General features: G+C 65.6%; 18 protein-coding genes. 6 read left to right on the top strand and 12 right to left on the bottom strand.

Annotated elements, in window-relative coordinates:
* Positions 1–183: 183 nt before the first annotated feature.
* Genes GXY15_13630 through zapA form a run of 5 tightly spaced genes read left to right on the top strand, consistent with a single transcriptional unit; the run spans position 184 to position 4952 of the window.
* Complete coding sequence (locus tag GXY15_13630; GenBank protein ID NLV42248.1) at positions 184–852, top strand: YggS family pyridoxal phosphate-dependent enzyme; 669 nt, start codon at positions 184–186, stop codon at positions 850–852.
* Positions 853–906: 54 nt separating this feature from the next.
* The gene (pheS, locus tag GXY15_13625; protein NLV42247.1) at positions 907–1920 is read left to right on the top strand and encodes a phenylalanine--tRNA ligase subunit alpha; all 1014 of its coding nucleotides are present in this window, start codon (positions 907–909) and stop codon (positions 1918–1920) included.
* Positions 1921–1922: 2 nt separating this feature from the next.
* Positions 1923–4319: a phenylalanine--tRNA ligase subunit beta gene (locus GXY15_13620; protein ID NLV42246.1), complete on the top strand. Its 2397-nt coding sequence runs from the start codon at positions 1923–1925 to the stop codon at positions 4317–4319.
* A gap of 7 nt (positions 4320–4326) precedes the next feature.
* Positions 4327–4623, top strand: a complete 297-nt coding sequence (locus GXY15_13615) for a hypothetical protein (GenBank protein NLV42245.1) — start codon at positions 4327–4329, stop codon at positions 4621–4623.
* Positions 4620–4952, top strand: a complete 333-nt coding sequence (zapA, locus tag GXY15_13610) for a cell division protein ZapA (GenBank protein NLV42244.1) — start codon at positions 4620–4622, stop codon at positions 4950–4952. The genes GXY15_13615 and zapA overlap by 4 nt, the downstream gene beginning before the upstream one ends.
* A gap of 984 nt (positions 4953–5936) precedes the next feature.
* Here zapA and rlmN read toward each other — a convergent pair.
* Positions 5937–7028, bottom strand: a complete 1092-nt coding sequence (rlmN, locus tag GXY15_13605) for a 23S rRNA (adenine(2503)-C(2))-methyltransferase RlmN (GenBank protein NLV42243.1) — start codon at positions 7026–7028, stop codon at positions 5937–5939.
* Positions 7025–7972 carry a hypothetical protein gene (locus GXY15_13600; protein ID NLV42242.1) on the bottom strand — a complete coding sequence of 316 codons (948 nt, stop codon included), beginning with the start codon at positions 7970–7972 and terminating at the stop codon, positions 7025–7027. Before GXY15_13600 ends, rlmN begins: the two co-directional genes overlap by 4 nt.
* Positions 7973–8138: 166 nt before the next feature.
* Between GXY15_13600 and rpmB the strand changes: the two genes are divergently transcribed.
* The gene (rpmB, locus tag GXY15_13595) at positions 8139–8405 is read left to right on the top strand and encodes a 50S ribosomal protein L28 (GenBank protein NLV42241.1); all 267 of its coding nucleotides are present in this window, start codon (positions 8139–8141) and stop codon (positions 8403–8405) included.
* Positions 8406–8500: 95 nt separating this feature from the next.
* Here the strand turns inward: rpmB and GXY15_13590 are convergent, their stop codons facing one another.
* The 10 genes from GXY15_13590 to GXY15_13545 all read right to left on the bottom strand — a co-directional run bounded on the left by GXY15_13590 (position 8501) and on the right by GXY15_13545 (position 18965).
* Complete coding sequence (locus GXY15_13590) at positions 8501–11479, bottom strand: hypothetical protein (GenBank protein ID NLV42240.1); 2979 nt, start codon at positions 11477–11479, stop codon at positions 8501–8503.
* A 128-nt stretch (positions 11480–11607) separates the two neighbouring features.
* Complete coding sequence (locus GXY15_13585) at positions 11608–12108, bottom strand: hypothetical protein (GenBank protein ID NLV42239.1); 501 nt, start codon at positions 12106–12108, stop codon at positions 11608–11610.
* On the bottom strand, positions 12105–13175 hold the full coding sequence (locus GXY15_13580) for a type II secretion system protein M (GenBank protein ID NLV42238.1): 1071 nt from the start codon (positions 13173–13175) through the stop codon (positions 12105–12107). The genes GXY15_13585 and GXY15_13580 overlap by 4 nt, the downstream gene beginning before the upstream one ends.
* Positions 13162–14649 carry a pilus assembly protein PilM gene (locus GXY15_13575; protein NLV42237.1) on the bottom strand — a complete coding sequence of 496 codons (1488 nt, stop codon included), beginning with the start codon at positions 14647–14649 and terminating at the stop codon, positions 13162–13164. Before GXY15_13575 ends, GXY15_13580 begins: the two co-directional genes overlap by 14 nt.
* On the bottom strand, positions 14639–15592 hold the full coding sequence (locus GXY15_13570) for a general secretion pathway protein GspK (GenBank protein ID NLV42236.1): 954 nt from the start codon (positions 15590–15592) through the stop codon (positions 14639–14641). The genes GXY15_13575 and GXY15_13570 overlap by 11 nt, the downstream gene beginning before the upstream one ends.
* Positions 15589–16332, bottom strand: a complete 744-nt coding sequence (locus GXY15_13565) for a prepilin-type N-terminal cleavage/methylation domain-containing protein (protein ID NLV42235.1) — start codon at positions 16330–16332, stop codon at positions 15589–15591. The genes GXY15_13570 and GXY15_13565 overlap by 4 nt, the downstream gene beginning before the upstream one ends.
* Positions 16329–16805, bottom strand: a complete 477-nt coding sequence (locus tag GXY15_13560) for a type II secretion system protein (GenBank protein ID NLV42234.1) — start codon at positions 16803–16805, stop codon at positions 16329–16331. The genes GXY15_13565 and GXY15_13560 overlap by 4 nt, the downstream gene beginning before the upstream one ends.
* On the bottom strand, positions 16802–17320 hold the full coding sequence (locus GXY15_13555; protein NLV42233.1) for a type II secretion system protein: 519 nt from the start codon (positions 17318–17320) through the stop codon (positions 16802–16804). The genes GXY15_13560 and GXY15_13555 overlap by 4 nt, the downstream gene beginning before the upstream one ends.
* Positions 17321–17346: 26 nt before the next feature.
* Entirely contained in the window at positions 17347–17733 is a 387-nt protein-coding gene (locus GXY15_13550) for a prepilin-type N-terminal cleavage/methylation domain-containing protein (protein ID NLV42232.1), read from the bottom strand.
* 77 nt (positions 17734–17810) lie between these two features.
* Entirely contained in the window at positions 17811–18965 is a 1155-nt protein-coding gene (locus tag GXY15_13545) for a hypothetical protein (GenBank protein NLV42231.1), read from the bottom strand.
* Positions 18966–19481: the final 516 nt, after the last annotated feature.

The raw sequence follows: 19481 nt of genomic DNA, 5'->3' as shown, positions 1-19481 counted from the left end.
CTGCACGGACAAATAAGACGGTGCCCCGTGCTCTCCTTGTCCATCCTGTCCGTGTTTGTCCGTGCGGGTCCGTGTCCGTCCGCGTTCCTGGGACCCCGCCGCCAAAGTTGCACCGGTCAGGCTCTGCGGACTATTCTTACCTTCCGTGAGCGTCATCCCGTTTCCCCCGGAAGGGTTTCTCCATTGAATTTGAAGGCGATTTCGCACAATCTGCGGCGGGTTCAGGACCGCATTCAGGCCGCCGCCGCGCGCGCCGGGCGGCCGGCGGATGCGGTGCGTCTGATCGCGGTCACGAAGACCGTCGGCATGGCGGAAATCCGCGAACTGCACCGCCTGGGGGTGCGGGAGATGGCGGAGAACCGGGTGGAGCTGGCGGTGCCGAAGACATTGGAGGCGCCGGAGGACATTGTGTGGCACCTCATCGGCCCGCTCCAGACGCGGAAGGCCCCGGAGGTGGTGGCGCACTGCGCGTGTTTCGACGCGCTGGACCGGGTGAAGGCCGCGGAGGCCCTCCAGAAACGCTGCGAGGAGCAGAACCGCTTCCTGCGGGTGCTGGTGGAGGTGAACGTGTCCGGCGAGGAGTCGAAGCACGGGTTCACCCCGGCGACCTTTGCGGCGCAATGGGACACCCTGCGCGGGTTTGACCGGTTGCGCATCGAGGGGCTGATGACCATGGCGCCGTTCGGCGCGCCGGAGGCCACGCTCCGGCAGTGCTTCTCCGGGCTGAAGCGACTCGCGGACGCGCATGGCCTCCCGGAGGTCTCCATGGGCATGACGGACGATTTCGAGACCGCCATCGAGGAGGGCTCGACCCAGGTGCGCGTCGGGCGCGCGCTGTTTGAGGGCGTGTAAACGGGGCATCCCGTTTTGCATAAACCACTTACATGCAAGGATTTGAAAGAGGACATGAAAGAACGCCTGAATGAGCTTCGGCAGGACGCCCTGGGCGTCATCGCCGGGTGCGACGACCTGAAGGCCCTGGAGGACATCCGGGTACGGTTCCTCGGCCGCAAGGGGCAGATCACCGAAATCCTGAAGAGTCTTGCCTCGCTCCCCGCCGAGGAGCGCCCGCTCGCGGGGCAGGCCGCCAACGAGACCCGGGACGCCATCTCCCAGGCCCTGGACGCGCGCAAGACCGCGCTGGAAGGGGAGGCCGAGGCCCGGCGCGCCGTGGAGTCCGCCTGCGACTTCTCGCTCCCCGGCCGCACCGGGTTCCCCCTGGGCCACACGCATGTGCTGAACCAGGTGGCGGGGGAAATCATCGGCATCTTCTCAGACATGGGGTTCCAGGTCGCCCAGGGGCCGGACATCGAGTCGGAATACTACAACTTCGACGCCCTGAACACGCCGTCGGACCACCCGGCGCGCGACTCGCACGACACCTTCTTTGTGAAACCGGGCGTGGTGCTGCGCACGCAGACCTCCCCGGTGCAGATCCGCGTGATGGAGCGAACCAAGCCGCCGGTGGCCGTGGTGGTGCCGGGGCGCGTCTACCGCGTGGACAATGACGCCACCCACAGCCCCATGTTCTTCCAGCTGGAGGGGCTGCTGGTGGACGAGGGGGTCACCTTCACGGACCTGAAGGGTTCCCTGATGAAGTTCGTGCACGCCTTTTTCGGCCCGGACACCCAGATCCGGTTCAGGCCCCATTTCTTCCCCTTCACGGAGCCGTCCGCGGAGATGGACATTCTCTGGACCGCCGTGGACCGCCAGACCGGCGCGGTCAAAAGCCGCTGGCTGGAGGTGCTGGGCTGCGGCATGGTGCACCCGGAGGTGTTCCGCGCCGTCAACTATGACTACGAGCGCTATTCCGGGTTTGCCTTCGGGCTGGGACTGGACCGCATCGCGATGGTCCGCCACGCCATTGGCAGCATCAGCCACATTTATGAAAACGACACCCGTTTCGTGGAGCAATTCTGACCATGCAGATCTCGCTGAACTGGCTGAAGGAGTATGTGGACCTGGACCTGCCGGTGGAGGAGCTCTGCGAGCGCCTGACCATGCTCGGCCTCGAAATCGAGAAGGTGACCGAGCCCGGAAAGGAGATTTCCGGCGTGGTCATCGGGCAGATCCTGAGCATTGACCCGCACCCCGACGCGGACAACCTGGTGGTCTGCCGCACGGACACCGGGGGGGAGGCGCCCCTCCAGATCGTGTGCGGCGCGAAGAACATGAAGCCGGGGGACCGGGTGCCCGCCGCCGTCGTCGGCGCGACCCTGCCCGGCGGCTTCGCCATCGGCAAGCGCAAGATGCGCGGCGTCGAGTCGCAGGGCATGATGTGCTCCGCCCGCGAACTCGGCCTGGGGGAGGACCACTCGGGCCTCATGATCCTGCCGGAGGACGCCCCCCTCGGCATGGACGCCAAGGAGTACCTCGGACTCAACGATGTGGTTGTGGAAATTGAGGTTACGCCGAACCGGGGCGACTGGGCCTGCATGATCGGCGTGGCCCGGGAACTGGCCGCCTATTACGGAAAGGAACTGCGTATTCCCGCCGCGGCACTGGATGAGAAGGGGGGGGAGGCCGCCGGGGTCTCGTCCGTGCGGATTGAGGATTCGGACGCCTGCCCGCGCTACATGGCACGCATCCTGGAGAATGTGAAGGTCGGTCCGTCGCCCCTCTGGATGGCCCAGCGGCTCATCGCCGCCGGACAGCGCCCCATCAGCAACATTGTGGACGTCACCAACTACGTCCTGCTGGAGACCGGGCACCCGCTGCACGCCTTTGATTTCGACCTGCTGGCGGAGAACCGGATCGTGGTGCGCACCGCCGCCCCCGGCGAGGCCATCACCACGCTGGACGGCATGAAACGCGCCCTGGAGCCGGACATGCTGGTCATTGCCGACGCGAAGAATCCCCAGGCCGTGGCCGGCGTCATGGGCGGCGCGGACAGCGAGGTGGGGGAGGGGACCACCCGGATCCTCCTCGAAAGCGCCGTGTTCAAACCCGCATCGGTGCGCCGCACCGCCCGGAAACTCGGCCTGGTGACGGAGGCCGCCCAGCATTTCCAGCGGGGCAGCGACCCGGAGATGGCCCGGTACGCCATTGACCGCGCCTCCGCGCTGATGTGCGAACTTTCGGGGGCCACCGTCCGGGAGGGGGTCATTGACGAGTATCCGACAAAGCCCACCCCCCGCAGCATCGCCCTGCGCACCGCGCGAACCGATGCGTTTCTGGGCATGCCGGTTCCCGCGCCCGAGCAGCGCACCATTCTGGAACGGCTGGGGTGCCCTGTGGAGCGGGAGGATGCGGACGGGATCACCGTGGGCGTGCCCTCGTGGCGCCATGACCTGAAGATGGAGACCGACCTGATTGAGGAAATCGTGCGGTTCTACGGATATGACCGTGTCCCCGCCACCATTCCCCGTGTCCGCCAGTCGGAGGAGGTGTTTGCCCCGCACGAGAAGAAGGTGTCCCTTCTCCGCAAGTGTCTGGTGAGCAGGGGCTTGTCGGAGTTCTACAACTGGACCTTCAGCTCCCCGGCGGCGGTCCAGCGACTGGGACTGGACGGGTATTGCGGGGAGATGGTCCTCCTGCAGAACCCCCTCAGCGAGAACCACGCGGGCATGCGGACCAGCCTGATCCCGGGTCTGCTGGCCAATGCGGAGACCAACCACAAGCGGGGCAACGCCCGGCTGTCGGCCTTTGAGATCGGGCCGGTGTACCTGCCCGTGGCGGGGCAGGATCTGGCGAATGAGCCCCTGCGCCTCGGCCTGCTGCTTTCCGGACCGGCGGGGGAGAGCCACTGGTCGGCCACGGACCGGCCCACGGACCTCTATGACCTCAAGGGCTGGGTGGAGGTGGTGGCGGCCTTCTTTGGCCAGAACTGCGCGTTTGTCCCGTTCCAGATGGACCTTTACGCGGCGGGAACCGCCGCGGAAGTGGTCATTGCGGGCAAGAATGTGGGGATTATGGGGCAAGTTGCCGGTTCCGTTGCGCGGAGCCTGGACTTCACCGCGCCCGTTTTCGTGGCCGAACTGGACATTCAGGCGCTGCTGGAACTGGCGCCGACGAAGCCCCAGTTCCAGGCCATCGCGCCGTTCCCCCCGTCCCTGCGCGATCTTGCCGTGGTGGTGGACGCCGGCATCCCGGCGGGCGTCCTGGTGGAGTCCGTGCGGAAAGCCGGTGGGAACCTGCTCACGCGGGTGGACATCTTTGACGTGTACCAGGGCGCCCAGCTCCCGAAAGGGAAGAAGAGCGTCGCCCTGAGCCTTGTGTTTCAGTCCGCCGAAAAAACCCTCACGGATCAGGACACGCAGAAGAGCATGGAGAAAATCCTCCGGTCCCTGCGGGAGAAGCATCAGGCCGAACTGAGATAATCGCATCATGAACCCCCTTGTACGCAGCCAGTTGGAACAGCTCGAAACCGCGCTTCAGGCACTTGCCGAGATGCTGGCGGAGACGCATTCCCGCCTGGAAAAGGAACAGGAGGACAAGGAGCGCGCCCTGCAGGAATACTGGAATTCCGGGAGAAAAGCAACCGTTCTGCAGGAGACGGTGGACAAACTTCATGGTGTGATCAGGGAAAATGAGCGTCTAAAGGCAAGACAGGAGGAAGTGCGGCAGCACACCCTGTTGTTGCTGGAATACGCGCACTCCCTGGCGGGGGAGTTTGAAAAATGAGCACGCAGGAAACCTGCAGGATCACTGTCGAAAACACCACGCTGGAAGTCCCCGTCATCCTGAATCCAAAGTATACGCAGGAACTCGGGGACCGCGTAACGGAACGGATGCTTCGGATCGCATCTGAACGAAAAACATTAAATACCCACCATTTTATTGTCCAGGCCGCCGTGGAACTGGAACATGAACTCCGTGAACTCCAGCGTGCACGGGAGGCCGATGACCAGCAGGTGATCAAGGCCTGCAACCGTCTCACGGAGCGTGTGCGCGCCCTGGCGGCCGCCTATGAGGCCCCGGCCGAAAAGGAGACGCCGGAGGAGGACGAGTAGCTCCGGCGGGCAGGGGAGAGGGGGCAGGAGAGAGGGGCACTCAGGCGTCAGGACCGGACCACCAAGGTGCGGCGTCCCAAGAAGTGCCTACCCAGTCCTTTCCGGTCCAGAGACACCGTCCGTTTTCCGTCTTCCCATGACTCCCATGCTTCCAATAACCCGCATTTCTTACGAAACCGCCACTCCCCAGACCCGAATCGCCGCCCTCGGAAGCACCTTCTTGGCAGGATACCGGGATTGCATGAAGTGCAACCGGGTCTGAAAGGCGCTGGCAGGCTGCCGCACCTCCAAGCGAGCGAAGCGCCTCCGGGGAAACAAAGGGGGGGCTACGGCATCAGGGGGGTCACCCCACCGGGATCTGCCACGCCTTTGGCGATGGCCAGGCACCCGGATTGGCGGAACTGCGTGGCCCCGGAACCCTCCAACGGGCTCACAGACGTTCCCTGAGGACCTAATGACACAAACAGCCGCAAGCATGCCATAACAAGCGCGTCCATCGTCATACAAATCCATATCTTCCTCATTGCGTGGCGCGTCTGATAATATATATTATGTTTGTTATGGGCGCGTTTTGTTTTGGAGCGTGCGCCGGGGCCGGGGGCATGGTGGTGTTGCGGAAAACGCCTGGAGAACGTGTACGCCAGAGATACCGCCGCACACCTTGGGTTCCCTGGGAACCATGGACATATAATGACCTCATGCAGACTTGCACACTCTATGTTTCAACTCCTTATCAAAAAATACTTTATATCTCTCATATGAACCTTTAGAATCGCCGCAACGGGTTGCTTTTCAGTGGTTTTTATGTGGTGTTGGCAAATGAAGCGGCACGGAAAATGGGGGGTGAAACAGGGGTAACGGGGACGCGACGGGGTATGGAGGCGCCTAGTGCCGACAGCCCCCCTCCCCTCTTCTTGACGCCGACAGGGGGTACGGCTCTATTTTAGAGCACAGTCGGCTAGAGGTGTTTTGTGTCCGATAATATCAGGCTTCGCCTCGGCCGATGTCGGAGGGTTCCGGCGGAACACCGTCTCCGTTCTCCGAGCGCCGGAGCTGGCCACAGGCCGCGTCTATGTCCCTGCCCTTCTCCCTTCGGAGTGTTGCCCGGACCCCCGAGCGGGTCAGTTGCGCCTGGAAGGCCTCACAGGCGGCCGGGGGGCTGGGCCGGTATGGCAGTCCGGCCACGGGGTTCCAGGGAATGAGGTTGACACTGGCATCGAGGCCCCTGGTGAACCGCACCAAGTCCCGCGCATCGTCTTCCGTGTCATTCACGCCGTCCAGGAGCGTCCACTCCAGGGTGAACTTCCGTCCGGTGTGCTGGTTGTATTCCCGGAGGGCGGCATGGAGGCGCTGGAGGCCGAACTTGCGGTTGAGGGGCACCAACTGGGAGCGTTTCTCCTCCTGGGCCGCGTGCAGGGAGACGCTCAGGCGCACCTGCCACTCCTCGGCGGCGAAGCGTTCGATCCCCTTGACGTCCCCGGCGGTGGACACGGTGATGTGGCGGGCCCCCGTCCCCAGCCCCTCGGGGTGCATGAGAATCCGAATGCTTTTTCGCACCTCGTCATAATTGTAGAAAGGCTCCCCCATGCCCATATAGACAATGTTGCACACCGCCGATTCCGGCAGTTCCCCCGCCGCCCGCAAATGAACAACCTGTTCCACAATTTCAGCGGCGTTCAGGTTTCTTCTGTATCCGGAGAGACCGGTGGCGCAGAAGGCGCATTTTAACGGGCAGCCCACTTGGGACGAGACGCACACTGTGTACCGGTTTCGGTCCGGAATCAGCACGGATTCAATGCACTCGTTGTCCGCAAGGAGCAGGAGGGCCTTTCTCGTTCCCGATGCGCTGGATCCCTGGATTTTGGACACCTTTGTGGCGGGAAACAGGGTTTCCTTGGACAGCCGTTCGCGCAGTTCTTTGGGAAGATTGGTCATCTTCTCAAAAGAAGACGCGCCTTTGCGGTGAATCCATTGGAATATCTGGCGCCCCTGGTACGGACGAAGCTGGTACCGTTCCGCGATCTCTTCGGGGAAGAGACCCGAAAGGAAGGGCAATTCCGGGGGGGACGTTGTCATGGTGCCTCATTCCCCAACGCTGCCGGCAGGCCGCTCCCGGGACCCATTCCGGATTCCGCATCAAATGCGGCCTCTTGCCCGGCCTCCGTGAAGCCCCCCTCCCCTCCCCCGCCGCTGTTTCGGAGCGTCTCAACCTGCTCAAAGCCCCGCCGTTCCAGGTCATGGGCCTGCCGCTTGAGATCGAACAGCTGCCCCTCGACGGGGGGATTCAAGTCCATTTTCCGGAGGGCGAAGCTCATTCGGGCGTTTTCTCCGGGAAAGGCGGACTCGACCCGGCCGGGAAAGCGTATCCCGTCCTTGACGTAGTATTCCGACTTGACCGTAACCGCGAGCTCCCGGCCGTCGGGGTCCAGGAGGTGGTTTTCTAGAACTACCCAGGGGCTGCCCTGCAGGCGAAGCCAGCGCCGCGGCGCGCCGCCGCGCCGGTCCAGAATGACCAGGTCCACGGTTTGGGCGGCGGCGTCATAGGCCAGCACGCGGACACGGGCGGGGGAAACGTGCCCCCAGGCCTCGGGTTGGAACATTTCGCGGGCCATTTCGGAGGTGGAGACGGTCTGAAACCGCTCTCCGGCGGGCCGGTAGTAAAACTGCCTTTCCGTGGGAAACTGGATCAGGAATGCCTCCCCGGAACAGGTGAGTTCCACGAAGCGGGTGCCGTATTTGCGGCCGATGACGTGGAGGTCCAGGGGATTCCGGTAGAGAATGGTGCTTTCCCGGGAAATCTGGGTGGATTCCAGCTCGGGGGACTGCAAGACAACGGTGCCGGTGGCGCGGAACGAGGCGATTCCCGCCTCATTCTCGGCCAGGCTGGCGAGGATATCGCCCACCGTGGGGGCGTCCGGGGGGAGCAGCTCGTGGTTCAGGGGCTCGCCCAGGCGGGCGCAGCCGGCGAGGGCAAGCACCGGAAGCATCCACAACCAGACTGTCTTCGGGAGAAGGGACAACAGGGGCGCGCTCCTTGCGTTCGGCGTGCCGGTCGCGTTCCGGCGTTCCCTTCAGGAGGCGGGGAACTTGCATCAAGTCCGGAGTTTTGCTATTATCAACGGCATTCCGGTCGGATTATATCATTCTGCCGGCCACGAAACCCAACGTTGAATTCAGGAGATCATCATGGCCAGAGTATGCCAATACAGCGGAAAGCGTCCCACTGTCGGTCACCGGGTGGTGCGCCGGGGCAAGGCGAAGCGCGAGGGCGGTATCGGTCAGAACGTGACCGGCATCACCAAGCGCCGCTGGAAACCGAACCTTCAGGTGGTGCGGATTGTGGACGAGAACGGCACGATCCGCCGGGTGAAGGTTTGCGCCCGGTACATCAAGGCCGGCAAGTTCACGAAGGCCCCCCGCGGAGTCCGCAAGGCGACCGGCGCCATTTCCTGAGCCCGGCCCCGCAGCGCGGTAACGATCCAGCCGCCCCGGATGCGTTCATCCGGGGCGGCTGTTTTATGCGCTCATGCGGGGCCTTCTCGGCCCCTCTATTCAACAGGTGCGGCCGCCGCCTCCACGGGGGTGACGGGCACGAGTTCCGGGGCAGCGGGCGCGGACTCGGACTCGGGCGCGTCCCGAAGCGTGGGCACGATGGGGGTGGGCCCCTGGGCCAGTTCAACGGTCAGGTTGGCCTCCCGGGCGGCCTCCACCACGCTGTTCACCACAATGGCCGGGGCGGCGGGATGCCGCCGGACAACAACGTTCCTGTCCGCCGGAAGGGCGGCGAAATGTTCCTTGAGCTCGTCCAGCGTCATCCGCTTTGTGGCCGAGTAGACGGTGCCCTCCCGCCCGATGGAGACACTTTCCTCGCCGCTGCCCGCGACGCGGTGCCGCAGCCGCCCCCAGAAGTCCTTCTTGTTGTAGCGGGTTTCCCGGTTCATCTCCGCCTCCGCCGCGGCGAGTTCGGAGGCCTCGGGCGAGGTGTTCTCGTCCACAACCGTGGTGGTGATGAAGATCAGCAGGGAGTTGTTGGACGACTTGCGCTGCGGGTTGCGGAACAAAGCACCGACGATGGGGAGGTCGCCGAGGAAGGGGGTTCTGGTCGTGGAGCGGCTGGACCGGTCCCGGCGCAGCCCGCCAAGGACAATGGTTTCCCCTGTCCGCACCCGGACCTGGGTGTCGGCACGGCGCGCGGTCTTCTCGGGAATGGTGGACTTCTGGTCGTTGACCGTCACGTCCTTGTCCGTGTAGGTGCTGTCCTCGGCGCTGATGTCCAGCAGAATGGTCTTGTCCTCCGAGATGAGCGGGAAGACCGTGAGGATGGTGCCCACGTCCACGAACTCGACCCGGTTGGTGTTGTTCATGCCGCCGCCGTACCCGTAGCCGTTGTAGGGGTTCGTGGTCCCGTTGTTGTTGTTATTGTTGTTTCCGTAATAGCCGCCGTAGCCCCCGCCATAGTAGGTGCTCGCGGACACATAGGGCACCCGGGTGGCGTTCTCGAAGGTGGCCTCCTCGCCGTCCTGCACGGTGACCCTGGGCGACGCGAGGATGGTGGCCTTGTTCTGCTTGTCGAGGTAGTCGAGGGTGACGGCCAGCTTGTTGCCCGCGAAGCGGTCTATGATCTGGTTGCCCTGGATGTCCGTGAGGAGGGGGCGGGTGATGTTGCCGCTGCTGTCCGCCTGAAGCTCGCCGTAGGCCGGAACGGCGTAGGGCAGCTGCCCCACCTGCATGAGCTCGCCGGAGCCCTTGCCCTCGGTGGCCAGATCGGTCACGCCCTTTCCGCCGAACACGGAGATGGGCGAGGTGCCCGCGTTGCCGAAGTAGGACCAGTTCACGCTGAAGGCCCGCTCAACCTCGTCGGTGACCTCCACGATGAAAGCCTCAATGAGCACCTGCGCGCGCTTGATGTCCCAGGTCTGGATGAGCCTGTCAATCTCGTCCAGACGGGACGGCAGGCCGGTGACGGTGATCTGGTGGACGAGGTCGTTCACGACGATGCTGCCCATGTCGCCGGGGATGTACGCCTCAATCTGGTCGGCGACAAACTCAATGTCCGCATACTTGATGATCCAGGTGCGGGTCTCAAGCTTCCGGTCCAGCAGGTCCAGCGTCTCCTTCACCTTGTCCAGGCGGGACGGCAGATCGGAGGCGATGAGGGTGTTGTACCGGGGGTCCACCTGGATGGTTCCCCGCTCGCTCAGGAGCCCCTCCAGCACGTCCGTCACGTCCTCGACATTCACGTGTTCCAGCTCGAAGGTGCGCGACTCGACGGGGAGGTCCAGCTTCTCCACGGCCATGCGCATCTGCTGGAGGGCGGCGGGCGTGTCCCACACGAAAATCTGGCCCGTCCTCACGTCCGAGAGCAGGTTGCCGCTGGGTGTGAGCAGGTTGGTGAGGGCCGCCTCGATGTCCGGGACGTCGGCGTGCTGCACCCGGAACTCGGAATGCTCGAGGGGCACGTCCACCTCCGTCATGATGCGGTCCATCTCCTTGATGTTGTCCTCCGTGTCCCAGACATAGATGATGCCCGTGCGCTGGTCGGTGACGGCGCGGCCGGTGGCGGAGAGCAGCGAGGTGACCATGGCCTCGGCGAAGGCGATCTCCACCTCCTTCACCCTGAACTCGTGGGGTTTCCGCTTGCCGTACTCGCGCTTGAGGTGGTCCTCCTCGCTCATGACCCGGAGGCACTCGCTCTCCGTGTCCCACTCGTAGTAAATCTTGTAGAACTTCAGGATCTGCAGCGCCGTCTTGGGCTTGGTTTCCGTGATCCAGAACTTGAGGTTGACATCCTGGATTTCCGGCGCGGTGATGATGTTCCAGTTGGTGGACATGTTGATGGCCGCGAGGAACTCCCCGAGGGGCATCGGCCCCTCCAGGGTGAGGGCCTCCCCCTCGTCCGGAACCTCGCCGTACTCAACGTCCCGGTCCAGCAGGGGTTCAAACGCGCCGTCCCCCCCGGCGACCGACACGGTGCCCGGGGTGCCCTTCGTGAAGTTCGTTCCTCCCCCCGCACCACCTGTGCCTGTGCCCGTGCCTGTGCCGCCCCCCCCGCCGATAGTCTGCGGCCCGCCACCGCCTGCGGGCTCGGTCGCCGCCTCCTGGCCGGCGCCGGTGTCTGCGGCGGCCTTGGCCGCCGCCTCCCCGTCGCGGGGACCGGGGGGCGTGGTACCGGACGCGTCATCACCTTTCGCGTCGTCCCTGCCGCGCCCGCGTTTCCCCAAGCGGCTTTCCCCCTCTTTTCCCTCGGTGCCCAAGCCGCTGGCCGACGGCTGGGAGGAACTCAACCCGTCCTGGCTTCGGCCGGAGGAGGTCCCGGTGGCACCGGAGTCTCTGTCGAAAAGGGACGTGCCCCGCCGCCGTCCCGACGCGGTGCTGTCCGTGGATCCGCCCGTCATGGTGCCGCCGCCGGAAACGCCGGTCATGGGGGAGGTGGGGGACTGGCTCTGTGCGGAACCTGGCCAGCAGAGTCCGGCCAGAAAGGCCATGCAGACCAGGAACCGAAAACCGTGTACAGCCTTTAACGTCATCAGGCGCTCTCCCGTGTCGGAAACCAGCGAAGGTCAGGCCGCGCGGGCGTTTCCTCCTGTTTCCGGGTGCTGCCGGCCATTATAGTGCAAAACCGCCTTCCTGCGGCGGGGGTCCAAGCGTCCGTCACCTATTCCCGGGGAAGGGTGATGGTCAATTCCTCCTGTTTCTCCTTCCAGAGGAAGCTCAGGGTAACGCCCGTCTTCTCGATGGCCTTCACCTTGAGACCGTTCACATCGTCCCCCACGGCCACGAAGACGCCCTTGGGGATCTGGGGCGCGAAGATTTTCACCTTCTGCCCCACCTGCTGGCGGGTGGCGCGGACGCCTTCCAGCATCTTCTGCAGGTCCGGCTTCTCCGGCGGCGGGGGGGGCGGCGGGGGCGGCGGGGGCGGCGGGGGGACCAGTTCGGTCCAGACGTAGGCCCGTCCCGTGATGATTCCGTTCCACAGGTCGAAGTCCCACGTCTGGGACTCGACATCCGTGTCGCCCGCCCTGACGTCGGCCAATGCCAGCCGCAGGGATTCCCGCCGTCCCGTCATGGGGTTTTGCACGGCGTTGAGCAGCACCGCCGCGCCCAACAGGCCGGCGATGCCGCCGCCAACGAGGTTGACTATGCGTGTCTTGTTCACTCCGGCACCTTTCGCAGCACGAGCGAATGGACGGTCACCACGGCGTCCGCCGCGTCCAGCAGGAGCCTGGGACAGGCCAGGGCCGTTTCCCCGGCGCCTTCGGGCGCCGTGAAACGCACCTGATAGCGGACGATGCCGCCGTCGCCCTTGAGGGCCTGGGGATCGGGAAACACCTCCGGAACACCGGGGAGACCCACAGCCAGGCGGGCGCCGCCGCCGCGCGCGCTGAGGTCTATGCTCATCTCATACACGGCGCCTGCGGGCACGCGCCGGATCATCTCGGCAAAGGCCCCCTCCCTCTCGGCGACAACTTCGACGGCGGTCCCGGTTTCGGCGTCCAGGGCGTTCACCGCGCATCCGTCGCCCGTCCATTCCGAGGCCGCCAGAAGAATCCTGCCCTCCGCGGGCGCCCCGTCCTGCGCCGTCGCGTCCGCATCCGCCGCCGTGCGGGCCAGGTCCACAATGGTGCGGGTGATGTCAATGCTGGCCGTCACGAGGGAAGAGTCCGGGTTGCGGTTGATCTCCAGCTTGTCAATGCGCAGGGACTGGGGGCTGAGCTGGAGGCGCTCCAGAAAGGCCACCAGGGCGTTGATGTCCACGGAGGGGATGCGAAGGTTGAGCATGTACTGCCGGTAGCCCTCCCCTCCCTCCGCCATCACGCCCTCGCCCAGCGAGGGGATTTCCACGAGGTTGCCGGACACATTGGGAACGTTCAGCGGAATGCCGTTCTCGTCCAGTCCCTGGGGGTCCTGACGGGAGAGGCGGTAAACCTCCTGGCGCAGGCGGTCGCGGATTTCGGCCTCCGTCCACGCGCTGGAGTGCTGGGAGGCCACCTTTCCATACAGGGCGTCCACCGTCTCCTTGTGGGCGATCTGGTTGGCCGAGTTGACAATCTCCTCCTGCACCTGGCTGATCTCCGTCTCCAGGGCGGTCAGGCGCTGGAGGGAGGACTGGACAGCGGTCCAGGCGACAAAGAGGAACAACGCGGCGGCGGTGGCCACGGCCAGCCGCCGCTCGCGCGGGGAAAGTCCCGCCCACAGGGCGCTTATTTTCTCAAAGACCGCCATCCTCCTCCTCCTTGTCGTCGGTCAGGGGCACCTCAATCTGGTAGGAGAAGACCTGCTGCCCCCGCTCGTCCACCTGCTGCTCGTAGAGGCTGTGGGCGTGGGAGAAGAAGGCCAGGGCCTCCGCCGCCGCCTTGTTCCGGAGGCTCTGGGCGAATTCGGCCACATCATTCACCGACTTCGCGCGGCCCCACAGGCTGATGCCGGCCTGCCGGTCCAGGTTGATCCGGGTAATGTTTGCCCGGTCCGCCGGCACGGCGTCCACCACCGTGGCCAGCTGCTCGATGATGGAGCCCTTGTGGTCCACCTGGCGGCGGAGGATGCCCAGCTGTTCCCGTTTTTCCCGGATGCCCTCGGCGTTGGGGGCCATCTGCATGAGCTTGGACCGGAACTCCCCCAGCACCTTTCCGCGCTGGGAGAAGGCCTGCCATTGGAGCAGGCCCAGGCCGAGAAGGACGAGGCCGGCGAACACCGCCACATGGAGCGCCAAGCGCCGCGCCCCGAGGGCCTTGCGCTTTTCCACCAGACGCTCCGGCAGCAGGCTGATGACGACCGGGGCGAGGCCGCGCGCCGTGAGGCAGGCCCCCTCCGCCAGCAGGACGGCATCCCCCCTGTCCCCCGCAACGGGGGGAAAGGGAAGGCATTCGCGGCCCAGCGCCCCGCCGACGGCGGCGCACAGCGGGGAAAGGTCTCCGCCGTTGGCGGCAAAGAACACCACCTCCACGCCCTCGCCGTCCTCGGACTCCCGGCGGTAGGCGGAGAGGGTGCCGCGGATTTCAGCGGCAAGCTCCTCCGCGCCGCTCTCGGCGAGAAGTCCCCCACCCTCCACCGCCTCGGGATTCCGGGCGAGGGCTTCCCAGTCCTGGGCGGACTGGGTGCCCCGGCTGTACACCAGCCGCTCCCGGTCCAGCACGGCGATTTCGAGGCCGCCGGGGACAAGGTAGACGACGGCGTAGCGATTTGTTCCGGACACGCCCCGCGCCGCGGCGGCGCTGACGAGACAGGCCGTGCTCAGGAGTATCTGCTCCGGTTCCAGACCGGCCGCAGCCAGGAGGGCCAGATGGCGGTTCACGATGTCCTGGTGCGCGAGGACGGCGAAGACCACCGACTCTCCCGAGGGCATGCCGCGGAGGACCGCGTGGTCAATGATCAGCTCCCCCGCGCTGAACGGCACAAACTCCTCCGCGCTGAAGCGGAGCATGCTGGCGATTTCGGCGCTGTCGTGGGTGGGCAGGGTGAGGATGCGGGTGGTCAGGTCGTGCCGGGGAAGGACGGAAAGCAGCCGGTCACCACGGAGTCCCTGCTCGTCCGCGAGGGACTTCAGGGCGGCCGCGAGCGCCTCATCCTCTTGGAACTCCCCCCGGAGGGTTCCAGAGGACAGCGGAGTGGCTCCGGACGGGGTAAGCTCGAAGCGCCACCAGGCGGCGCCGGCGGCGCCCGCCTGGAGAATGCAGAGTGTTTCCGGCTTACGAGCCAAGCGTTTTCTCCTGCCAGTCGAGAATGAGGGGCATGCCGTCGGATATGGCCACGACCGCCGAACACACGGCGCGAATCCGCCCCTTGCGGCGGGTGGCGAACCCCGTAATCTTAAAGTACATGGAGTCGCACTTGCAATACTTGTCCAACGCCTCTCTTGTAACGCCCTGGACCCCTGTCTTTTGGGACAGGTCATCCATGTCGCGGAATCCCTGGTCGTCCGGGGTGTTCGATTGGCCGTCCGGCCCCGCGCGGTACTGCATGATCGCGTCGAGGTCGCCTTTGCGGGCCCGGGGCAGGGCCTCCAGCACGGCGCGGGGCGCCGTGTTCACATTAATCCGCGCGTCCCCCCAGACCGTCATCAGGTCTTTCAGCCCCGGGTCCCCCTTTTCGCCGAACCAGTCCTCGTCGTCCAGCCCCCGCAGATAGCGCAGCTCCTCCACCGCCTGAAAGAGGGAGACCCCCTCCCCTGTCCGCTCCTCGCGCTCCCGCCGGGCCATGATACGGCGCACAAGGGTCCGGCTCAGGGCATCCATCTCCTCCAGGAGTTCCCGGGGCGCGGCATTGACGTTTACGAGCCGGTCCTCGTCCGTGATGATGTAGGAGACCTGGTCGTCCTCCAAGCCCTCCGTTTCCTCGAAGATCCCCTCCTCGTAGAGGTTCTTGACATTCGCCCATTCTTCCCCGAGGTGGGTGCCGCCGCGCTGGTCCGGCCGCAGGAGGCGCATTTTGATGCCCCGGTTGGCCACTTCGAGAATGCCCCGCTCCACCGCGCCGCGGGCGCCGGACATGGCCACCGTGTGGTCCAGCGTGTAGGCGGCGGCCCGGCGGTCCAGGGTGGCCCGCCGGCCGAAACCCAGGGTGAGCACCGTGAGCAGGGCGATCACCCAGAGCACGCAGACGAGGACAAAGCCCGCGTCCCTCTTCGCGTGTCCGGTGTTCATTCCGCCGTTCCCAGCATTTTCGTCAGGTCCTCGCGGCTGCGCCGCTGGTTGGCCGTGCGGATCGGGATCCGCGCGCGGAGGGTGTAGGGCTCGCTGTCCTTCATTTGCGGGTCCGCCGTCTCTATGGTCACCTCAATGGCCTGGGGAAGCCCCCATTTCTCCTCCTGCCGCTCCACGATGATGGGCTCCTGCGGCTCGGGCGGCAGTTTGGGATCGCGCTCGGGCGGGGCGGGAATCCAGATGTACCGGAGGCCGAAGCGGGTCACATTCTCCGCCACGTCCGCCTCGAACTTCTTGCCCGTCTTGACGCGGCCCCGATCCACGGGGCGGTCCTCGGGGGGCACGTTGGGCAGGGGGGCCTCAATGAAGGCCTCTTCCCGCTCCACCACCCCCTTCGTGCGGTTGTAGGTGTACTCCACCCGCATGAGCCTGCGCCCCTCCCCCTCCTCCAGATTCATGGGCTCCGACACGACAAAGAAGGTGACGGTGTCGTCCTTCCCCTCGAACAGGTGGGCGGCGCGGGCGGTGATGTTGCCGCATTCCCGCGTGAAGAGGCTGAGGAAGTTGCGCGCCTCCTGGTGGACGTCGAACCCGGACTCCGCCACGCGCCACGAGGTGATCACGGAGCTGAACAGGGTGTAGACCGCGGTCATCACGATGGCGAGGAGCATGGTGGCCACCAGCACCTCGGCCAGGGTGAACCCCGCCCTCCCCCGCTTTTGTGTCCGTCGCGCGTTCATTGGAGCGGGACCTCGTCCGGAGGCGGGGGCACCCAGACCAGTTCGGGGCGGAGGAGGGTCTCCGCCGTGGCGTCAAACTCCGTGCCCGCGCGGTTCCATTGCACGCGGACCGTGAGCTGTCCGAGAAAGCCCTTGAAGGTGTCTTCGAAGCGCTTGATCTCCTCGGGGGTCATGTCCGGGGGCAGTTCGGGTTTGGGCACCTCGATGCGCTGAACCTTCCATTCGTAGGAAAAGCGCTCGAAGGGGGCCTCAAAGACCCCCGACCCCTGCCCCTCGGGCTGTTCGTATACGAGCATGCGCCGGGCCTGGATCCGCTCCAGGAGAAAGCGGGCGGTCGTGTAGTCCCGGGCCTGGGCCCGCGTGAGGATCGCCTGGCGCACCGCGTCCTGGATGACCAGGATGCTGATGCTGAGAATGGCCATGGCGACCAGCGTCTCGACGAAGATGTAGCCTCGGCGCGCGCGCGGGGTCATTGCTTGATCCCCACTTTCCCGAGGACGCCCCTGACCTCAATGGTGATGGTGGCGCGGCCGCGCCGCTTCTCGTCCCGCAGGGTGATGGTGGCCTGGTCGGAGGCCCCGTTGGGCAGACAGGCGATGAAGTGCGCGTTGCCGTCCTTGCGCGCCTTGATCCGGGTGATGACCAGGCCCTCCGGGAGGGTCTTTTCCTTTCCGTACTCCTCCTCCACCTGCTCAAACTGCTTTTCGTTGTTCTCCAGGCCGGCGAGGCGCATGACCCAGTACTTGCCGTCCTTTTCGGAGAGGTACAGGCGGTACTCCCGGGACTCCTTCACGGCCACCTCCTGGATGAAGCGCAGGGTGGCGAGCAGGTCGCTCTGGGCGTTGCGGACGGCCGTGGCGTTCATGGCGGCGACATACACCGGCACCACGGCGACAGAGATCAGGGAGAGGAGCGTGACCACCACGATCAGCTCAAGCAGCGTGAACCCCCCGTCCGGGGCGCGGCGGTGTTCGTGGTGGATGCGCATGCGGGTTCCCCCCGGGGCGGGGTGTCTCACGGCAGGGGCGAGGTGGACGTCACATCGTCATCGTTGCCGGGCGCGCCGTCCGGGCCGGCGGAAGAAATGGAGTAGTCCGCCTTCAGAATGTCCGTCGGCGGCTTGTAGACGTAGTCGTTGCCCCACGGGTCCTTGCGGATTTCGCGGACGTAGTTGCGCTTGCCGCCCACGAGATCGCTCAGGGACTTCGGGTAGGAATCGTTGTTGTCCAGGGCGTACAGGTCAATCGCGTTGCCGTAGCTGGCAATGTCGCCCTTGGCGGCGCGTATCTGCGTGTCGCGCACGCGGCCGCCGTAGTTGACCACCACCATGCCCGCCAGAATGCCGATAATGACCGTGACCAGAATCAGCTCGATCAGGGTGAAACCGCCGTTGTTCCTCATGCGCAAACTCCAGTATTTTCCATGCCGCCGTTATTATAACGCAACGCGGGGGCCGCAGGGGGACACCCCGCCCGGCCCTATTCGGCGGGCGGGGGCGTCCAGAGAGTCGCCAGGATGCCCCGCTCGGGGCCCATCTCCGCCGTGTTGAAGTAGTAGGCCGTGACAACGCGGCCGTCGGGCCGCACAACGCTCTGGCTGTAGCCGATGTCGCGGTTCGCCCCGTCGTCGCGCAGCACCCATTCCGGCGACCAGGTGGCGCCGCGGTCCGCACTCACTTTGGCGCACATGCGGAAAGGGGCCTTCCGCACGGCGTAGGTCAGGCAGAGACGCCCGTCGGCCAGCGCCACCAGGTCGCCCGGGTTGCCCTCGCCGCAGTCGTCCACGGGGTTCTTCTCGCGCGTCCAGGTCTTGCCGTTGTCCAGCGAGCGGTGCGCTGAGAGCCAGGCACCGGTTTCGTCCCGCTCACGGATGACCGTGTAGATTTCCTCCGGGCCCAGGCGGACGGACGCCGGCATGATGGCGTAGCCTTTGGGGTCGTCCATCAGCCGGGAGACCATCTCCCAGGTCTTTCCGCCGTCCGTGGTCCGCGCGCAGAAGGGGACCCCCTCCTTGCCGTCGGCCTTGGAAGCCGTCAACAGGGCTGTGCAGGCCTCCGGCCCGTCCACCAGGTAATCCGTGCGGGCGGCGGTGCCTTTGAACCCGAAGTCCGGCAGCCGGAAAGGGCCCTTCCATTCATGGCCCCGGTCGGTGGAGTAGCAAAAGCGGGAGACCCCCGCGTCCACGCTCGACATGCGCAGGGTCATGGCGAAATCGGGGTGGGTGAACGGAACGCCGCCGGGGCAGTCCTGAAGTTCCGGGATGGCGACACCCGGAGTTTCCACGCCGTGCAGGGACTCCCCCCATGGGATAAGCTGGCCCTTTTCCGCGGGGTGCTCCAGGGCCCAGGTTTCGCCGCCGTCCAGGCTGCGGGCCAGCCAGTGCTCTTCCGGCTTCTCGCGGTCAAAATGGTGCCGCTTGGGCCCCAGATCCTTGTACCAGCCCCGGCTAAACCCCACCAGTATCTCGTTGCCCCAGCACCACATGCCGTGGTTGGCCGGCCAGCCGCCGAAACGGCCCTTCTCCCAATAGACCACGACGTGCGTGGCGTCCAGATCCGCCGGGGCGGCGGTGCCCAGGCCGGCGAAGCCCAGTGCCAGGAGGAAGACAGGGGCAAGCAGGCGCAGGGAAGTCATCGCTTCGTCTCCAAGGTGAACCGTTGGTCCGCGCGGATTGCATCGGACGCTTCAATGTCCCCATGATAGCCTGAAACCCAGGCCCGGATGCCACCCCGGGCAAGGCCAACTCGCCGGACTTGGGGCGTTGGCGGGCACGAGATGGCCGCGCTTCGCTCGCCATGACGAGCCGCCACCCGTCATTGCGAACGAAGTGAAGCAATCTCGTGCCAGCAGCGCGACGGTGGGCACGAGATGGCCGCGCTTCGCTCGCCATGACGAGCCGCCACCCGTCATTGCGAACGTAGTGAAGCAATCTCGTGCCAGCAGCGCGACGGCGGGCACGAGATGGCCGCGCTTCGCTCGCCATGACGAGCCGCCACCCGTCATTGCGAACGTAGTGAAGCAATCTCGTGCCAACAGCGCGACGGTGGGCACGAGATGGCCGCGCTTCGCTCGCCATGACGAGCCGCCACCCGTCATTGCGAACGTAGTGAAGCAATCTCGTGCCAGCAGCGCGACGGCGGGCACGAGATG

It is taken from the genome of Candidatus Hydrogenedentota bacterium (assembly GCA_012730045.1).
In the GTDB taxonomy this organism is placed as follows: domain Bacteria; phylum Hydrogenedentota; class Hydrogenedentia; order Hydrogenedentales; family CAITNO01; genus JAAYBR01.
The sequence above is the reverse complement of the archived record's forward strand: the minus strand, read 5'-3'. Positions and strand labels throughout refer to the sequence as shown.